Annotated in this window: 17 protein-coding genes and 1 pseudogene; 7 read left to right on the top strand and 11 right to left on the bottom strand. The window is 74.5% G+C overall.

Annotated features, from left to right (window positions below; genetic code table 11):
• Positions 1–96 precede the first annotated feature (96 nt).
• Positions 97–933: a LysR family substrate-binding domain-containing protein gene (locus ABTZ03_RS42815; protein WP_502894771.1), complete on the bottom strand. Its 837-nt coding sequence runs from the start codon at positions 931–933 to the stop codon at positions 97–99.
• A gap of 57 nt (positions 934–990) precedes the next feature.
• On the opposite strand from ABTZ03_RS42815, the gene ABTZ03_RS42810 reads away from it, so the two are divergent.
• Both ABTZ03_RS42810 and ABTZ03_RS42805 read left to right on the top strand, forming a co-directional pair.
• On the top strand, positions 991–1410 hold the full coding sequence (locus tag ABTZ03_RS42810; protein WP_350518686.1) for a DUF5997 family protein: 420 nt from the start codon (positions 991–993) through the stop codon (positions 1408–1410).
• A gap of 128 nt (positions 1411–1538) precedes the next feature.
• The gene (locus ABTZ03_RS42805) at positions 1539–3233 is read left to right on the top strand and encodes a DUF885 domain-containing protein (RefSeq protein ID WP_350518685.1); all 1695 of its coding nucleotides are present in this window, start codon (positions 1539–1541) and stop codon (positions 3231–3233) included.
• 58 nt (positions 3234–3291) lie between these two features.
• Here ABTZ03_RS42805 and ABTZ03_RS42800 read toward each other — a convergent pair whose 3' ends face one another.
• The gene (locus ABTZ03_RS42800; protein WP_350518684.1) at positions 3292–3690 is read right to left on the bottom strand and encodes a hypothetical protein; all 399 of its coding nucleotides are present in this window, start codon (positions 3688–3690) and stop codon (positions 3292–3294) included.
• Between the two features lie 232 nt (positions 3691–3922).
• Here ABTZ03_RS42800 and ABTZ03_RS42795 point away from each other — a divergent pair, with 232 nt between their 5' ends.
• Positions 3923–4660, top strand: a complete 738-nt coding sequence (locus ABTZ03_RS42795) for a hypothetical protein (protein ID WP_350518683.1) — start codon at positions 3923–3925, stop codon at positions 4658–4660.
• 79 nt (positions 4661–4739) lie between these two features.
• Here the strand turns inward: ABTZ03_RS42795 and ABTZ03_RS42790 are convergent, their stop codons facing one another.
• The 7 genes and pseudogenes from ABTZ03_RS42790 to ABTZ03_RS42760 all read right to left on the bottom strand — a co-directional run bounded on the left by ABTZ03_RS42790 (position 4740) and on the right by ABTZ03_RS42760 (position 11836).
• Positions 4740–6062 (bottom strand): nucleotide disphospho-sugar-binding domain-containing protein, encoded by a 1323-nt coding sequence (locus tag ABTZ03_RS42790; protein WP_350518682.1) that lies wholly within the window; start codon positions 6060–6062, stop codon positions 4740–4742.
• A gap of 119 nt (positions 6063–6181) precedes the next feature.
• Positions 6182–6949, bottom strand: coding sequence for an SDR family NAD(P)-dependent oxidoreductase (locus ABTZ03_RS42785; protein ID WP_350518681.1), 768 nt, complete (start codon positions 6947–6949; stop codon positions 6182–6184).
• 3 nt (positions 6950–6952) lie between these two features.
• Positions 6953–7430, bottom strand: a pseudogene (locus tag ABTZ03_RS42780) (SAM-dependent methyltransferase).
• A 166-nt stretch (positions 7431–7596) separates the two neighbouring features.
• On the bottom strand, positions 7597–8541 hold the full coding sequence (locus ABTZ03_RS42775; RefSeq protein ID WP_350518680.1) for an ADP-ribosylglycohydrolase family protein: 945 nt from the start codon (positions 8539–8541) through the stop codon (positions 7597–7599).
• Complete coding sequence (gene nadE, locus ABTZ03_RS42770) at positions 8538–9377, bottom strand: NAD(+) synthase (protein ID WP_350518679.1); 840 nt, start codon at positions 9375–9377, stop codon at positions 8538–8540. The genes ABTZ03_RS42775 and nadE overlap by 4 nt, the downstream gene beginning before the upstream one ends.
• A 113-nt stretch (positions 9378–9490) precedes the next feature.
• The gene (gene ftsH, locus ABTZ03_RS42765; protein WP_350518678.1) at positions 9491–11452 is read right to left on the bottom strand and encodes an ATP-dependent zinc metalloprotease FtsH; all 1962 of its coding nucleotides are present in this window, start codon (positions 11450–11452) and stop codon (positions 9491–9493) included.
• Positions 11453–11713: 261 nt separating this feature from the next.
• Positions 11714–11836 (bottom strand): hypothetical protein, encoded by a 123-nt coding sequence (locus tag ABTZ03_RS42760; protein WP_350518677.1) that lies wholly within the window; start codon positions 11834–11836, stop codon positions 11714–11716.
• A 41-nt stretch (positions 11837–11877) separates the two neighbouring features.
• On the opposite strand from ABTZ03_RS42760, the gene ABTZ03_RS42755 reads away from it, so the two are divergent.
• Entirely contained in the window at positions 11878–12459 is a 582-nt protein-coding gene (locus ABTZ03_RS42755) for a DUF1707 SHOCT-like domain-containing protein (protein WP_350518676.1), read from the top strand.
• A gap of 18 nt (positions 12460–12477) precedes the next feature.
• On the opposite strand, the gene ABTZ03_RS42750 is transcribed toward ABTZ03_RS42755, so the two are convergent.
• Positions 12478–13137: a mycothiol-dependent nitroreductase Rv2466c family protein gene (locus ABTZ03_RS42750; RefSeq protein WP_502894770.1), complete on the bottom strand. Its 660-nt coding sequence runs from the start codon at positions 13135–13137 to the stop codon at positions 12478–12480.
• A 96-nt stretch (positions 13138–13233) separates the two neighbouring features.
• Positions 13234–14805: an alpha/beta hydrolase gene (locus ABTZ03_RS42745; protein ID WP_350518675.1), complete on the bottom strand. Its 1572-nt coding sequence runs from the start codon at positions 14803–14805 to the stop codon at positions 13234–13236.
• Positions 14806–15310: 505 nt separating this feature from the next.
• Here ABTZ03_RS42745 and ABTZ03_RS42740 point away from each other — a divergent pair.
• From ABTZ03_RS42740 to ABTZ03_RS42730, 3 genes are all read left to right on the top strand, one after another.
• On the top strand, positions 15311–16054 hold the full coding sequence (locus ABTZ03_RS42740) for an NUDIX domain-containing protein (RefSeq protein ID WP_350518674.1): 744 nt from the start codon (positions 15311–15313) through the stop codon (positions 16052–16054).
• A gap of 112 nt (positions 16055–16166) precedes the next feature.
• A complete protein-coding gene (locus tag ABTZ03_RS42735; protein WP_350518673.1) occupies positions 16167–16601 on the top strand; it encodes a PadR family transcriptional regulator in 435 nt (144 codons plus the stop codon).
• The gene (locus tag ABTZ03_RS42730; protein ID WP_350518672.1) at positions 16598–17197 is read left to right on the top strand and encodes an HAAS signaling domain-containing protein; all 600 of its coding nucleotides are present in this window, start codon (positions 16598–16600) and stop codon (positions 17195–17197) included. Before ABTZ03_RS42735 ends, ABTZ03_RS42730 begins: the two co-directional genes overlap by 4 nt.
• Positions 17198–17288: the final 91 nt, after the last annotated feature.

Here is a 17288-nt window from a genome sequence, read left to right as displayed (position 1 = left end):
GTCCGACAACCGCTCACCCGTAGGCGACTTGACCTGCCCCACCCTCGCCACACCACAACCAACGAGACAAGCACTCCAAAGTCACTGGCATTGGGCCTAGCCTCGCCGCTTCGGCTTGCCCTTCCTGGCCGCGGCCGGGCCGCCCCGGCCCTTGGCTGCGCCGGACCGCTGGGCGCCCGGCTTCTGGCCGCCGCTCCGCTGTCCGCCGGCCTTCGACCCGCCGGCCCGCTGCCCGCCCGCCTGCTGCTGGGGCTTGCGCGGGGCCGCGGCCTTCTTGGGCTCGCCCTTCGGCCGGGCCTCGGCCGGCTGGGCGGCGCCGCGTCCGCGCGAGCTGTTCACGGTGCGCCCCCGGACGATCCCGATGATCTCCTCCACCAGGTCCGTGGTCCGCTCCTGCGGCCAGGCCAGCGCCACCTGGGACTGCGGCGCCTCCGCCACCGGCCGGTAGGTGAGGTCCCGCCGGTGGTGCAGCCGGGCCAGCGACTGGGGCACCAGCAGCACGCCGACGTTGGCCGCCACCAGCTCGACCGCGTCCTCCGTGGTGTCCGGGCGGGCGATCGCCGGGCGGCCGGGCAGGGTCTCGGCGGTGAGGCCGAGGGTGTCGTCCAGCGGGTGGAAGACCACCTCCTCGGCGAGGTCGTCGAGGGTGACCTCCTCGGCGGCGGCGAGCCAGTGGTCCTTGGGGAAGACCACCACGGTGGTCTCGGTGTACAGCGGGATGGCGCTGAGCACGTCCTTGTCGACCGGGAGCCGGACCAGCCCGGCGTCGGCCCCGCCCTCCCGGAGGGTCCGCTCGCCCTCGGTCGAGGGCAGCGCGACCAGGTCGAGCGGGACGTCCGGGAGCCGCTCGCCCCAGACCCGGGCCCATTTGCCGGGGGTCACGCCCGGGACGTACGCGAGCCGGAAGGAGGGGTTCACCTGCATGTCTGTCACAGGGCAAGGCTACCGACCGTGACCGGAGGCGCCCGCGCACTCCCTTACCCTTGTCACATGACATCGCTCAAGCAGAAGACCAGCCAGACCATGAAGCCGGCCACGGCGGCCAAGAAGCTGGGGATCTACCTCGCCGCGACGCCGACCAGCTTCCAGGAGGGCGTGGTCTCCCGCGAGGAGCTCACCGCGCTGCAGGCCGAGCCGCCGCAGTGGCTCCAGGAGCTGCGCCAGAACGGCCCGCACCCGCGCCCGGTGGTCGCCGCCAAGCTCGGCACCTCGATCGCGGGCCTGGCCCGCGGCGGCGTGACCGAGGCGCTCACCACCGCCGAGATCGAGGCCATCAAGGCCGAGAACCCGCTCTGGCTCCAGCACGAGCGCGCCAACCAGGTGGACGTCCGCAAGGAGACCGCCCGGATCAAGGCGAAGCACGAGAAGGAGGCCGCCGAGCAGGCCGCCAAGGAGTCCCAGGGCAAGTGAGCCTCCCCGCCGCCGGAACGGAATCCTGAATTCCGTTCCGGCGGCGGCGTGTTCACGGCGAGCGGACGGAACTCCTTTCCGCCCGCCACGTATTGACCGCGCCGCCGCCGACTCCGAATAATCGCCGGATGAGCGCCCAGCCGAGCGACCGACCGAGCACCCCCCAGCAGGCCGAACTCGCCGCCCTCGCCGATGAGTTCTTCGCCGCGAAGAACGCCCACAATCCGTTCGACGCGACCCTCGGCGGCGTCGAGGGCTACGCCCACGAGGTGCCCGACCCGTCCCGCGCGGCCGCCCTGCGCCACCGTGCGGAGATCCGGGGCCTCGGCACCCGGCTGGCCGCCGTCCCGGTGGAGGCGCTGACCGGCGAGGAGCGGATCACCCACCGGGTGCTCCAGCAGCTGATCGCCAACACCGACGGCGAGATCACCCACGGACTGTCCGAGTTCAGCATCTCGGCCACCATCGTCGCCCCGCAGAACGCGGCCTTCAGCGCCCTCGCGATGACCACCGTCGACCACGAGGGCGTCGACGCCTACCTGGAACGGCTGGCCGGGCTGCCCGGCTACTTCGACGCCGTCCTGCAGCGCGGCCTGGACGCCGCCGCCGAGGGCCGCCACCCGCTGCGCAGCGGGGTCGACGCCGCCGTCACCCAGCTGGACACCTACCTGGCCGGGAATCCGGCCGAGGACCTGGTCCTCAAGCCGCTGCGCGGCCGCCCCGAGTTCGAGCGGGCCCGGAGCATCGTGCGCGACGGCGTCCGCCCCGCGGTGGCCCGCTACCGGGCCGGGCTGGCCCAGCGGCTGGCGGAGCGGGCCCGGCCGGACAGCGCCGCCGGGGTCTGCCACGTGCCGGGCGGCACCGAGGGCTACGCCGACGCGGTGGGCCGCTTCACCCGGCCCGGGCTGTCCCCGGAGGAGGTCCACCGGATCGGGCTGGAGGCCGTGGCCGCCCTGCGCGAGGAGTTCTCCGAGCTCGGCGGCAAGGTGCTCGGCATCGCCCACCCGGACACCGTGCTGAGCACCCTGCGCGAGGACCGCTCGCTGCGCTTCGGCAGCGCGGCCGAGATCATCACGCTGGTCGACGACGCCCTGGAGCGGGCCCGCCGGGCCTCGGCCGACTGGTTCCGCGGGTACCCGATCGCCGACTGCGTGACCCGGGAGATCGATCCGATCGAGGCGGAGACCGCGCCGCTGGCCTACTACCAGCCGCCGGGCCCGGGCGGCCTGCCCGGCACCCACTGGATCAACACCCTGCACCCGGAGACCCGCTTCACCTACGAGTACGAGGCGATCGCCTTCCACGAGAGCATCCCCGGCCACCACTTCCAGATCGCGGTCGCCCAGACCCTGCACCACCTGCCGCTGTTCCGGCAGCGGGCGACCGCCGCGCTGACCGCCCACGTCGAGGGCTGGGGCCTGTACACCGAGCGGCTGGCGGACGAGATGGGCCTGTACAGCTCGGACCTCGCCCGCTTCGGCATGCTCTCGATGGACGCGCTGCGGGCGGTGCGCCTGGTGGTGGACACCGGTATGCACCACTACGGCTGGTCGCGGGAGCGGGCGATGGCCTACATGCGGGACAACACCGCGACCCAGGAGGCCAACGTCCGCAACGAGATCGACCGCTACCTCGCCTGGCCGGGCCAGGCCACCGCCTACCTGATCGGCCGCCGCGAACTGGTCCGGCACCGGGAGCGGGCGCAGGCCGAGCTCGGCGGGCGCTTCGACGTCCGGGAGTTCCACCACCAGCTGATCGGGCACGGCAGCCTGCCGCTCGCGGTGCTGGACGAGGTGGTCACGGACTGGATCGCGGCGCAGTAGGTGCGGGTGGGGGTGCCCGTGGCGCTCCCCCACCCGCGCCACGGACACCCCCCGGGGTTCAGTACCGGACGGTCTTCAGCACCGAGTCCACGCCCGTGCCCGAGGTCAGGTACAGGGTGTGCCCGTCCGGCCCGAGGAAGGCGTCGGTGACGGACGGCAGGCCGAAGTCGGTGACGGTCTCGCCCGGGACGGCCTCGTTCGTCGCGGTGTCGTACGCGCGGAACGCGGCCTGCGGGCCCTTCCCGCCGGTCAGCACGTAGACCCGGCGGGAGTCCGGGCTCACCCCGAGCAGGTGGGCGTCGTCCCAGGTCGGGGCGGCGGTGAAGGCCGGACGGTAGGTGTGCGCCGCGAGGTCGACGGCGTCGACCGTGCCGGTGCCGTCCTGGAAGCCGCGCGCGTACACCGTCCGGCCGTCCGGGGTGGGCGCGATCTCGTCGCCGGCGCCGAAGCCGGCCACCGTGCCGAGGACCGCCGGGGCGTCACGGGGGCGTCATGAGTGCGAAAACGATTCCGCGCGCCCGCGACAGTCCTCCCGCGCCCGGACGTGGCGTCACCCTTTCGGCCCCCTCCACGCGGTAGGGTCCGCTGGCGCGCCCCTCCGACACCCCGTCGGCCGGACCGCCCGATCCATGTGGTCCAACGGAACCAGCGGATCCACCCGTACGACCCGAACGACCTGGAGGAATCCCGTGCCGGCTCCCGCCCGTGGTGCCCTGGCCATAGCCGCGGCCGTCCTGCTCGCCGCAGCAGCAGGCTGCTCGTCCGGTGGCGGCCACACCGCCGGGAGCGGTTCCCCGGCCAAGGAGAGCGCCCACGGCTCCGCCCCGGCCGTCGCGGGCGACGCCGCCCAGCCCGCCCCGGCCAAGATCGTCACCGGGCCCGGCCCGAGGAGCGCCTACGACGCCCAGCCGCAGCCCGCGGCGGGCAGCTGCCACTACCGCTACACCGCGGACAAGCAGCCGCTGCCCGACCCGAACTGCACCCCGGGCGCGATCAGCCCGGCGGTGAACCAGGACAACATCAACGACACCATCTGCAAGCCGGGCGGCTACACCTCGACGATCCGCCCGCCGGTCAACATCACCGGTAAGGAGAAGGCCGACAACGCCAAGTCCTACGGCTACACCGGCCCGATGGGCGACGCCGAGTACGACCACCTGATCAGCCTGCAGCTCGGCGGCGACCCCAACGACGCGCGCAACCTCTGGGTCGAACCGCCCTCCCCCGGCCACACCCCGGGCAAGGGGCCCAACAACCCCAAGGACACGGTGGAGACCCACCTGCACACCGCGATCTGCAAGGGGCAGGTCACCCTGGCCGCCGCCCAGCAGGCGATCGCCACCGACTGGACGACGGCCGAGGCCAAGCTCGGCATCGCCAAGGGCGGCGCCGCGCCCACCGCCGGGGCGGACGCCGACGACGACTGACGGATCGTTCCAACGCTTCGGGCCCGCCCCCGAACCACCCAGCCGTGGGCGGGAGTTCGGGGGCGGGCCCGGTGCGGTGTCAGAGCGACTCGACCAGCTCCGCGATGGTGTCGAACGGGCGGTACGCGGCGAACTCCGCGCCCAGGGTGCGGGCCCGCTCGCGGAACCGGCCCTCGGCGAGCACCTGGTCGACCGCCCGGCCCACCGCCTCCGGCTCCGGCCGACCGGTGCGCAGGTCCAGCCCCACGCCCGCCCACTGCACCCGGGCGGCCACCTCCGGCTTGTCCTCACTCGCCCCGGCCACCACCAGCGGCACCCCGTAGCGCAGCGCGGTCTGCACCCCGCCGTAGCCGCCGTTGCTCACCAGCACGTCGGTGTGCGGCAGCAGCCGGTCGAACGGCACATACCCGGCGGCCCGGACGTTCTCCGGCAGCCGGCCGCCCAGCAGCCCGGTCAGCGCCTCCGGCCCGTCCGGGCGGGCGGTGGCGGCCACCACCAGCACGTCCCGGTCGGCCAGCGCGCGGACCGTCGGCGCGACCAGCTGGTCCAGGTCGTCGTTGGCCAGCGTGCCCTGGGTCACCACCACGACCGGCCGCTCGCCGGTGACCTCGTCCCACCACGCGGGCAGCGGCTGCTCCTCGCCGACGTTCCCCGGCAGCGCGCCGATCATCCGGTAGGAGGCGGGCGCGTCGCTGCGCGGGTACTCGAACCCGGGGACGGTCAGTTGCAGGTACGCGTCCGGCACCGTCACCTGGGCCAGCCCGCGCGGACCCTCCGGCAGCCGGACACCCGCCTCCGCGAACACCTTCTCCGCGTACCGCTGCAGCGGCTCGGCGCGGCGGTCCACCTCCTCCTGCAGCGAGCGGTTGCGGATCCGGCCCTCCTCCCCGGCCAGCGGCGGCAGCGCCAGGCCGAACGGCGCGGTGTCCACGCTCGGCAGCATCGACGGGGTGATCCCGATCCCGATCAGCGCCGGGCGCTCCGCCCGTGGCCGGGCCAGCGCCAACGGCAGCATGCCCTGGATGAAGGCGTCGGTGATCACCGCGTCGGCCGGGAACTCCGCCAACAGCGCGAGCAGCGCCCGGTACTGGTGCGGCACCGGGTCGAGGAAGACGTGCCGCACGTCGAAGGCGATCCGCTCCGGACCGGGCGCCAGTTCGGCCCGTCCCGGGAAGGCGGCGTCGAGGTCGCGGTCGTCCCAGTCGATCTCGGCGGGGAGCGCGGCGAACCGCACCCCGGCCCGTTCGACGGTGTCCGCGAAGCGCGAGCCGCCGAGGAAGACCACCTCGTGGCCGCGCGCGGCGAGGTCGGCGGCGATGGCCAGCAGCGGGCTGACGTGCCCGTGGGCGGGCAGGGCGGTGGTGATGATCCTGGACAGCGGAGACTCCTGGGTGTCAAGCACGGTTCGTTCCGGGACTCACCGTAGGCAGGGGCGGTAGACGGCTGATCAACGGCTCGTCGACGGCTCATCGACGGCTCATCGGGGCGGCGGGACCCGTCAGGGCGACGCGACCGGGCGGTTCACCTGCCCAGCACCGCGCCCCCGTTCAGTCCGATCACCTGCCCGGTGAGGTAGCCGGCCGCCGGGGAGGCCAGGTAGGCCACCGCCTCGGCCACGTCCTCCGGGGTGCCGGCCCGGCCGACCAGGGTGTCGGCGACCTTCCGGGCGTGGAACTCCTCGCTCCACCCGGCGCCGAAGATCTCGGTGTCCGCCACGTAACCCGGCGCCAGCACGTTCACCGTCACCCCGTCCGGCCCCAACTGCCGGGCCAGGCCGAACGCCCAGCCGTGCAGCGCGGCCTTCGCCGCGGCGTACGAACCCGCCGAGTGCGGGCCCGCGCCGCCGCGCTGGGCGGCCGCCGAACTGATCACCACCAGCCGGCCGCCCGGGCGGCGCAGCACGTCCTGGAGCGCGGTGGTCAGCAGCACCGCGGTGAGCAGGTTGACGTCCAGGTCCCGCCGCCAGGACGCGGCCAGCGCGGCCAGGCTGCCGTCCTCGGGCGGGGTGATCACCGCCCCCGCGTTGTTCACCAACACGTCCACCGGCCCCAGTCCGGCGATCCGGGCGGCCACCGCCTCGACCGCCGCCGGATCGGTGAGGTCCCCCGGCAGCGGCACCACCGACCCCGGGCCGGCCGTGCGCTCGATGCCCGCCCGCGCCTCCTCCAGCACCGCCGCCCGGCGGCCCAGGATCACCACCCGGCAGCCGTCCGCGGCCAGCCGGGCCGCGATCGCCCGGCCGATCCCCGTCCCGCCCCCGGACACCACCGCGAGCCTCGCACCGGGCACCGCTCAGGCCTCGTCGTCGTAGTAGGCGCGCATCAGCTCCGCGGACCAGGCGGGCTGCCGGACCTCACCGCGCGGGCCGAACTCGGCCAGGTACGGCTTGATGTCCAGCACCGGTGTGCCGGCCACCGCGTCCAGCCCGGTCACGTGCAGGTCCAGGCCGTCCACCCGGACCAGCGAACAGCGCGAGACCCCGATCCGGTTGGGGCGGTTCTTGCCGCGCTGGGCGAAGATGCCCACCAGCGGCCAGTCGGTGTTCCCGCGCGGGTGCCGGGCGCCGGTCTCGATCCTGTCCTCCGGCACCCGGTCGAAGTGGTAGACCACCTCCAGGTGCGAGAACTCCGCCAGCCCGTACAGCGCCTCCTCGGTGAACCGCCCGGCGTCCAACCGGATCACCGACCCGACGCTCCCCCCACCGGTCGTCCCGCACGTCCTCCCGGCCTCCGACCACCTCGGCCACCGGACGCACCGTCACCTCGTCCATGCCCTCTCCCCCTTCGGCGTCGAACTGTCCACCTGTTCACCTGTCCACCGGGTACGGTAGCGATCCGCACGGCCGGACGATCAAGCGGGTGGCCCCGTCCCCGGGGTGCCCGGGCCACGGGCACCGCCGGAGCCACGGGCACCGCCGGACCCGCGGGTACCGCCGGCTACCGCGCCAGCCGCTCCGCCAGCCGCAGCAGGTCCGGCGCCCGCAGCACCCGGCCGCCGGAGCCCGGCAGGGGCACGTGCAGGGGCTCGGTCCAGCGCGGCGGGATGGCCGCCAGGCCGTAGCGGGCGCCGGCCAGGCCCCCGGTCACGGCGGCCACGGTGTCGGTGTCCCCACCGAGGTCGACGGCGGCGGTCAGGGCCCGCTCGAAGCCGTCCGTGGTGCGCAGGGCCCAGACCGCCGAACCCAGACAGGGCCAGACGGCGCCGTTGGGCTCGGTGGCGCGGTCGGGGTGCCAGTCCGGGGCGAGGACGGTGGCGTAGCGCTCACGGTGGTCGGGGTCGACGGCGGCCAGGACGTCGGGGAGTTCGGCGAGCGGGTCGGCGCCGGCGAGGGCCAGGCGGACCAGTTCGTGGAAGATCGCGGTGCCCTCCCAGGCGGCCCGGTCACCGTGGGTGAGCGCGGCGATCCGGCGCGCGGCGTCCATGGTGGCCTCGCGCCCGGCGTGGGCGAAGGCGACGGCGGAGGTGGCGGCGCGCATCAGCGAACCGTTACCGGCGGCGCGCAGGGTGGAGTTGAAGTGGATGCCGGCCGCAAGGTCCCAGGGGTGGCCGCTGGTGAGGACGGACTCGGTCTGGATCCCGATGTCCTTGGGGTCGGCGGCGGCCCAGCGGCGGAACCGGTCGAAGATGTCCGGGCGGTCCAACTCCCCCTTTTCCAGCAGGGATTCGGCGACCAGGACGGCCATCTGGGTGTCGTCGGTGGCCTCGCCGCGCTCCCAGCCGCCGCCGGCGACGAGTTCCACGCCGCCGGCCGGGAAGCGGGCGGTCAGGGCGCCGGCCGGGCCGAACTCGTAGGGCGCGCCGAGGGCGTCGCCCACCGCCGCCCCGAGGACCGCCCCGGCCGCGCGCCCGGACCGCGTCGCCGCCGGGTCCCGGTCGGTCACGCCTGGCCGGGGGTGATCGGCAGGCCGCGCTTGTGCTCGGTGCGGCGGTAGTGGCCGAGGACGGTGCGGAAGACGTCCTCGCTGACCGGGCGGCCCTCCAGGAAGTCGTCCAGGGCGTCGTACTCGACCCCGAGGGCGTCCTCGTCGGGCTTGCCGGGGGCGAGGTTCTCCAGGTCCGCAGTGGGGACCTTGCCGACCAGCTCCTCGGGCGCCCCCAAGTGGGCCGCCACCGAACGCACCTGACGCTTCGTCAGGCCGGAGAGCGGCATCACGTCGGCCGCGCCGTCGCCGAACTTGGTGAAGAAGCCGACGGCCGCCTCGGCCGCGTGGTCGGTGCCGACGACCAGGCCCCCGCTCGCGCCCGCGGCCGCGTACTGGACCACCATGCGCTGGCGGGCCTTGACGTTGCCGCGCACGAAGTCCTCGTGGGCGTGGTCGCGGAAGGTGAGGCCGGCGGCCAGCAGCGCGTCGAAGGCCGCGTCGGTCGCGGGCTTGACGTCGACGGTCAGCACCTCGTCGGCCCGGATGAAGTCGAGGGCACGCTGGGCGTCCGCCTCGTCCGCCTGGACCCCGTAGGGCAGCCGCATCGCCGTGAAGGTCACCTGGTGCCCCTCCGCGCGCAGCCGCTCGACGGCGAGCTGGCACAGTCGCCCGGTGGTGGTGGAGTCCACCCCGCCGCTGATGCCCAGGACCAGGCTGCGCGCGCCCGAGGCCCGCAGCTGGTCGGCAAGGAAGGCCACCCGGCGCTCGGCCTCCTTCGCGGGGTCGGTGGTGGGCACCACGCCGAGGGCCAGGGCGATCTCGCGCTGGACGTCCGCGGGCAGGGTTTCGGTCATGGTGGGCTCCTTCAACTCGGTACCCCGCCATCATCCACCCGGGCCCCGGCCGGACCTGCGGCGGGCCCCGGTCCCGGCCGGCATCGGCTGGGGTCGGCCGGGCCTGCCGCTTCTCAGGCCGCCGCTCCGGCGTCCGGCGCCGGGTGCCCCAGGATCTCCAGCACCACGCCACCGTCCACCGTCTCCTGGGCGACCAGCAGCTCCGCGAGCTCGTCCAGGTGGTGCCGGTGTTCGCGCAGCAGCCCGATGGCCCGCCGCTCGGCGCCGCGCAGCAGGGCGGCCACCGCCTCGTCGACCGCGCGCTGGGTCTGCTCGGAGTACGGGCGGCGCAGCAGGTCGTCGGGGTGGTCGCCGAGGTACTGCGGGGAGCCGCTGGAGTAGCCGACCGGCCCGAGGTCCGGGGAGAGGCCGAACTCGCGGACCATCCGGGTGGCGACCGAGGTGGCGTTGGCGAGGTCGTTCGCGGCGCCGGTCGAGCCCTCGCCGAAGACCACCAGCTCGGCGGCCCGCCCGCCGAGCTGGACGGTGAGCAGGTCGGTCAGGTAGCTCTCGCTGTACAGGTGCCGTTCGGCCTCGGGGAGTTGCTCGGTGGCGCCGAGCGCGACCCCGGCCGGGAGGATGGTCACCTTGGCGACCGGGTCGGCGTGCTCGCACAGCGCGGCCATCAGGGCGTGCCCGGACTCGTGCACGGCCACGGCGTGCCGCTCCTCGGGCAGCAGCGCGTTGGAGGACTCGCGGCGGCCCAGCAGCACCCGGTCCCGGGCGTCGTCGAGGTCGGCGGCGGTGATGGTGGCCCGTTCGGCGCGCACGGCGTTGATCGCGGCCTCGTTGACCAGGTTGGCGAGGTCGGCGCCGGAGAAGCCGGGGGTGCCGCGGGCGATCCGGTTCAGGTCGGCCGCCGGGTCGAGGGTCTTGCCGCGGGTGTGCACGGCGAGGATGGCGGCCCGCTCGGCCTGGTTGGGCAGCGGCACGGTGACCTGGCGGTCGAAGCGGCCGGGGCGCAGCAGGGCCGGGTCGAGGGCGTCCGGCCGGTTGGTGGCGGCGATGACGACGATGCCGGTGCTCTGGTCGAAGCCGTCCATCTCGGAGAGCAGCTGGTTGAGGGTCTGCTCGCGCTCGTCGTTGCCGCCGATCCGGGTGCCGCCCGCCCGTCGGCCGCCGACCGCGTCGATCTCGTCGATGAAGATGATGGACGGCGCGCGCTTGCGGGCCTCCTCGAACAGGTCACGGACCCGGGAGGCGCCCACGCCGACGAACATCTCCACGAAGCCGGAGCCGGTGACGGACAGGAACGGCACGGAGGCCTCGCCGGCGACCGCCCGGGCGAGCAGCGTCTTGCCGGTGCCCGGCGGGCCGACCATGATCACCCCGCGCGGCCCCTTGGCCCCGGCGGCGGCGTACCGCTCGGGGTTGCGCAGGAAGTCGACCACCTCGCTGACCTCCTGCTTCACCCCCTCGTACCCGGCCACGTCGGCGAAGCCGGTGGCGGGCCGCTCGGCTTCGATGATCTTCGCCCGGGAGCGGCCGATCGCGCTCAGCCCGCCGCCCAGCGAGCGCGCGGCCATCCGGCCCGACCAGAGGAACAGTCCGCCGAAGATCAGCAGCGGCAGGAACAGCAGCAGGCTGGACCAGATCGAGCTGCCCCCGCCGGAGCGGCTGCCGGTGACGTTCACGTGCTGGTCGGAGAGCGCCCGGCTGAGTTGGGAGGTGTCCAGGGCGGTCGGGATCTGGCTGGTGAAGCGGGTGCCGTCCTTGAGGGTGCCGGACACCCCGCCGGTGTCGCTCACGTCCACCGTCTGCACCTGACCGGCGTCGACCCGGTTCAGGAAGTCGGTGTAGCCGTAGCGCGGGCCGGTCGGGCTGGGCTTGGAGAGCAGCACCAGCAGGAGCAGCGTCACCAGCACGGCCACGGGCAGCAGCCAGCGGCGCAGCGCCGGCGCGGGCGGCTTGGGCGGCGTCCCGCCGGGGCCGGGGCCCTGTCCCGGCGCGCCTCCCGGGCCGCGCCACGGTCCGCTTCCCCGGCCGGGCGGGGTCGCGGGGTGACGCACGGCCCGCAGCCGCGTTCGTACGATCATCCACGCTCACCGCCTCTCCGCCTCGCGGCCTCTCCGACGCCGCCGGGGCCTCACCCCGGCCCCGGCGCAGGGTCCGCCCCTCCATGGTCCACCCCTCCATGGTCGACCCCTCCGGCCCCGGACGGGAGCTTGAGCGGGTACCGGTGGCCCACTGCCCCCTCGGCCGGTCCGGCCCGAGGGGGGAGGGTCCGCCCGCCGCACGCCCGACGGGCGGGCCCGGACCGCGCACTCCGTGCTCGGCGTGGTGCGCGCGGCCGACGGCTACGGCCCGGCCGCCTGCTCCTGCTGGTGGGCGGGGTTCTCCTGCTCCTGCTCCTGCTCGCCCGGCCGCTCGCCGCAGCCGCTTCCGCCCTCAAGGAACGGCACCCGAGCGGCCGCTGACACACCGCCGACCAGCGACGACACCCGTGTTCTAGAGTCCTCCCATGAACAGTCCGGAAGAGCTCCCGATACCCGCCGCACCGCAGGCCCACGTCGAGCCGCGCGCCGGGGACGCCGACCGGGAGGCCGTGGCCGATCGACTGCGCGTCGCCGCCGGGGAGGGCCGGATCGACCTCGGGGAACTGGAGGAGCGGCTCGACCGGGCCTACGCGGCGCGGACCTACCGCGAACTCGACGCCCTGGTGACGGACCTCGGCCGGCGGCCGGAGGACGAGGCCGGGACGGACGTGCTGGTCCTCAAGCCCTCGATGAGCAACATCAAGCAGGCCGGCCGGTGGACGGTGCCCCGGCGGATCGTCGCCGAGTGCAGGATGATGCAGATCACCATCGACTTCACCGAGGCGGTCTGCGCACACCGCGAGGTCACGGTCGAGGCGACCTGCCGCTCGGGCCACATCCGGCTGATCGTCCCGGCCGGCTGGGGCGTCACGGTGGACGGGTCGAGCACCAACACCGGTCACATCGTCAACAAGGCGGCCGGGACGGCGGAGCCCGGATGCCCCACCGTCACCGTCGTCGGCCACCCCGGGTCGGGCCGGATCAAGATCAAGCAGAACCGCCGCTGATCCGGCGCGGGGGGATCGTCACGAGAAGTCGAGCGAATCCGTCCTGGTCCGCTTGAGCTCGAAGAACTTCGGGTACCCGGCCAGCAGTCGGACGCCCTCGAAGACCCGCAGGGCGTCCTCCCCGCGCGGGATCGCGCTCAGCACCGGGCCGAAGAAGGCCACCCCGTCCACGTGGATGGTCGGGGTGCCGACCTCCTCGCCGACCGGGTCCATGCCCTCGTGGTGGCTCTTGCGCAGGGCGATGTCGTACGCGGTGCTGCCGGCCGCCTCGGCGAGCTCCTCGGGCAGCCCGGCCGCGACCAGGGCCTCGCGGATGACGGTGTCGTCGGCGGGCCGGTCCTGGTCGTGGAAGCGGGTGCCGAGCTCGGTGTAGAGGTCGCGCAGCACGTGCTCGCCGTACTGTTCGGCCGCGGCTGTGCAGACCCGGACGGGGCCCCAGCCGGTGGTCATCAGGCGCTGGTAGCGCTCCGGCAGGTCGGTGCGGCCCTCGTTGAGGACGGACAGGCTCATCACCCGGAAGGTGAGGTCGAGTTCGCGCTGGCGGGCGACCTCCAGGATCCACCGGGAGGTGATCCAGGCGAAGGGGCAGACCGGGTCGAAGTAGAAGTCGACCTTGGTGGCCTTCGGGTCGGCGGTGGTCGTGTGCTCGGTCTCGTGCTCGTTCTCGTGCTTGTTCACGCGGTTGATCCTAGGTCCTGATTGGACCATTCCACAGAGCCAATCGCAGCCCATTCCGGTGGGCCACTTTGGTGCGGGACTTCGGTGGGCCACCGCTCAGCTGCAGGTGGTCCCGTCGGCGGGCACCGTACCGTCCAGCAGGTAGGCGTCCACGGTCCGCTTCAGGCACGGGTTGCCGGTGTTGTACCCGCCGTGGCCCTCGCCGTTGAGGGTGACGGTGACGCCGACGCCCGCGCCCAGCTGCTGCGCCATCGTGCGGGCGCCCTCGACCGGGGTGGCCGGGTCCCCGGTGGTGCCGACCACCAGGATCGGGGCGGCGCCCGGAGCCGAGACGTCCGGGTGGTCGGTCTTGCCCGGGACGGGCCAGCCGGTGCAACCGGTGAGGCCCCAGGCGGTGAAGGCGCCGAACACCGGGGAGGCGTCGCGGAACTGCGGCAGCTGCTGTTCGACGTCCTGGTCCGAGTAGCGCTGCCGCGCGTCCACGCAACTGATCGCCCGGTTGGCCGCGTTCAGGTTGTTGTAGTGGCCGTCGGGATCGCGCCCGAGCAGCGAGTCGGCGAGCTGGAGGAGGGTGTCGCCGCTACCCGCCTGCATCGCCTCGGTGAGCCCGGAGGCCAGCGCGGGCCAGGTCTGCTTGCTGTACAGGGCACCGGCGATGCCGGTGATGGCCAGGCTCTCGGTGAGCTGGCGGCCGCTGCTGGTGGGCAACGGCGCCTGTTCGAGCTTCTGCAGCAGGTCGGTGATCCGCGCGGTGCCGTCGGCGCCGCCGCTGCCGGTCGGGCAGGCGGCCGCGTCCTGGGTGGCGCAGGCCTTCATGAAGTCGTCGAGGGCGAGTTGGAAGCCCTGGGCCTGGCCGAGGGCGGCCTGCTGCGGGTCCTTCGTCGGGTCGACCACCGAGTCCAGGACGACCCGGCCGACCTCCTTGGGGAACAAGTGCGCGTAGACGCCGCCGAGTTGGGTTCCGTAGCTGATGCCGAAGTAGGAGAGCTTCTGGTCGCCGAGCACCTGCCGCATCAGGTCGAGGTCGCGGGCGGCGCTCTCGGTGTCCACGTACGGCAGCACCGGGCCGGAGTTGCGCTCGCAGGCGGCGGTGAACTGGGCGTTGCTGTCGTCCAGGCCCTTGACCGCGGCGGGGGTGTCCGGGGTGCTGTCGACGGCGGCGTTGACGTCCATCGCCCGGTCGTCCAGGCACTTCACCCCGGCGCTGTCGCCGACCCCGCGCGGGTCGAAGCTGACCAGGTCGTAGCGGGTGTTCAGGGACGCGTAGACGGGGGCCAGGGCCGGCAGGGTGGCGACGCCGGAGGCGCCGGGGCCGCCGAAGTTGAAGATCAGGGAGCCGATCCGGTGCTGCTCGTCCTTGGCCCTGCTGCGGATCAGCGCGAGGTCGAGGGTCTTCCCGTCCGGCTCGGCGTAGTCCAGCGGGGCCTTGAGGGTGGCGCACTCCCAGTCGCTCGCGGGTGCGCTGCCACCGCCCTGCGCGGTGCTCGGGGCCGGGCAGGCCTTCCAGGTCAGCTGCTGGGCGGCCAGGCCTGTGGCGCTCGCAGCGGTGACCGGGGAACTCGGCGCGGGCTCGGCGGCCGAGCGGTCCTCGCCCTGGCAGCCGGAGACGGGGGCGAGCAACAGCGCGACCAGGCCTAGCGCGCCGGCACCGCGGACGACGGTGTGCATGGGGCGGTCCACCTCTCGGGTTGGCCGGGCGGGTCTGCCGGGCGGGTCTGCCGGGCCGGACGGACGGTTGGGACGGACGGTTGGGACGGACGGTTGGGACGGACGGGTGTGACGGGCGGATCCGCCGAACGGATAAGGCGGACGTCGGCGTCGGGCGTTCGCACCGGGCGGGTGCCGCAGCCGGGTGCCGCGGGCCGTCCCGGGTGGGGCCTGCCCGGTGCCCCGGTGCCCCGGTGCCCCGGTGCCCCGGTCGCCCGGCGCGCGGCGAACGGCGTACGTCCTGGCGCGTCGGGACGGCGCACGCCCCGGCGCCCGGCACCGTCGGCGCACCACAGACCCTAGGGGCCCCGGCACGTCGACGCCCGTCGGAGTCTCCGGACGGGGGGCGTGCGCCGACCGGACTACCACCGGCCGAGCAGGTGAGGGTTCAACCGGCCCACGGGGTGGCAGCCTTACCGCCTGCCGACGCCGCCACCGCGGCGCACACCGGGTCACGGAGGGCACGTTGGGCACGTTGGGCACCGACACCGATTTCGTCAGCGTGGACGTCTTCATCACCACCGGCCGCCAGGAGGTCCTGCTCCAACTGCGCGACGACAAGCCGGACATCCTCTGGCCGGCCTACTGGGTGGTCCCCGGCGGCCACCGCGAACCCGGCGAGACGCCGTACCGGACCGCCGTGCGCGAACTGCGCGAGGAGACCGGTCTGCACGTGCCCGGTCTGCGCCCGTTCCATCCGGTGCTCGCACCGACCGACCGGAACGGCCCACGGCGGCGGGCCTTCCACGCCCTGGTGGACGTCGACCCGGCCGAACTGGTCCTCGGCGAGGGCCAGGAACTGCGGCTGGTCCCGTTCGCCGAGGCGCAGCGGATGAAACTGCCGCCCGCACTCAAGGGCTACCTGCGCCAGCTGGAGGCCCGGCTGGCCGTCGGGCGGACCCCGGACTGGGCGGTGGTCGACGACATCCACCGCCATCTGTCCGACCACCGGGCGGACATCGGGCTGCCCTTGCTGCACCTCCAGGTGGTGAAGATCCAGGAGGAGGCCGGGGAGGTCGCCGAGGCCCTGCTCGGCGTGCTGGGCGCCAACCCGCGCAAGGGGGTCAGCCACAGCACGGCCGATCTGCAGGGCGAGCTCTGCGACGTGATCACCGCCGCCATGGTCGCGCTGCGCGACACCACGGCGGACCCGGGCGCCGTCCTCGCCGCGCACCTGGCCGACTGGCGGCCGCCGCAGCGGAAGGAGTAGGCGACAACGGGAGGGGGGCGGGCGGTGCGCCGTCCGCCCCCCTCCCCCCGACCTCGTTCGACCTCACCGGATCCCGCTTGCCATCCTTGCTTCGCATGCTATCTTGCATTGCATGGTACCTGGCATCGCAAGCTCGGACGACGAGGGCGGTCCCCGCAGGCCCGACCCGCCCGGCGACGGCCCCGGCGCGACCGACGGGCCCGTGGCGGCCGACGGCCCCGTGGCGACCCAGCTGCGCAAGGGCTTCCTGGAGTACTGCGTCCTCGCGCTGCTGCGCGACGGCCCGCGCTACGGCGTCGAGCTGCTCCAGGAGCTCGGCCGCCACCCGATGCTGGCGACCAGCCAGGGCACCATCTACCCGCTGTTGTCCCGGCTGCGCCGCGCCGGGCTCGCCGACACCTTCCTGCGCGACTCGGCCAGCGGCCCGTCCCGCCGGTACTACACCCTCACGGCGGAGGGACGGAGCGCGCTGGAGGAGTTCACCGCGCTGTGGCCCGCCTTCCGCGCCACCATCGACCACGTCCTCACCCCGGGAGAGCACCCGTGAACAACCCCATCGAGCACCCCCTGGTCCGCGCCCACCTCGACGCGGTCGCCCGCGGCACCGCCACGCTCCCGCCGGAGCGCCGCCGCGAACTGCTGGCCGACCTGCGCGAGCACATCGAGGTCTCGCTCACCGAGGCCCCGGTCACCGAGGAGGCCGTCCGAGCCGTCCTGGCGCAGCTCGGCACCCCGCGGCAGATCGCCGACGCCGCCCTCGCCGAGGAGGGGCAGGCGCGGCCCGCCCCGGAGACGGCGGGCTGGACCAACCTCACCCTCGCCCTGGCCGTCCTGGCCCTGCCGCTGTCGCTGGTCCCGGCCGTCGGACCGGTGCTCGGGTTCGCCGCGGCCGTCTTCGCGGCCGTCCGGGTGACCAGGTCGCGGCAGTGGACGCGACGGGAGAAGCGCCAGGCGACGCTGCTCCTGGTCTCGCCGCTGGTGCTCACCCCGGTGCTCGCCGTGGTGGTCACGGTCCTCTCCGCCGGCCTGACCCCCGGCGCCGTGCTCGCCGTCTGCGCGCTGGGCTTCTGCCCGAGCCCGGTCGCGGCGATCCGACTCTCCCGCTCCGCCGCCCGGCTGCGCGCCGCCGACCTCGCCGTCTGAGAAAGTGTTGGGTAAGTGATCAACTCCGTGGCGTGATGCATGCCGGTGATCTTCGCGGTCTGGGGACCCGCGAAGATCACCGGCATGTGTG

Source organism: Kitasatospora sp. NPDC096077, from assembly GCF_040303245.1.
In the GTDB taxonomy this organism is placed as follows: Bacteria; Actinomycetota; Actinomycetes; order Streptomycetales; family Streptomycetaceae; genus Kitasatospora.
This window is presented reverse-complemented; position numbering and strand designations above follow the sequence as displayed.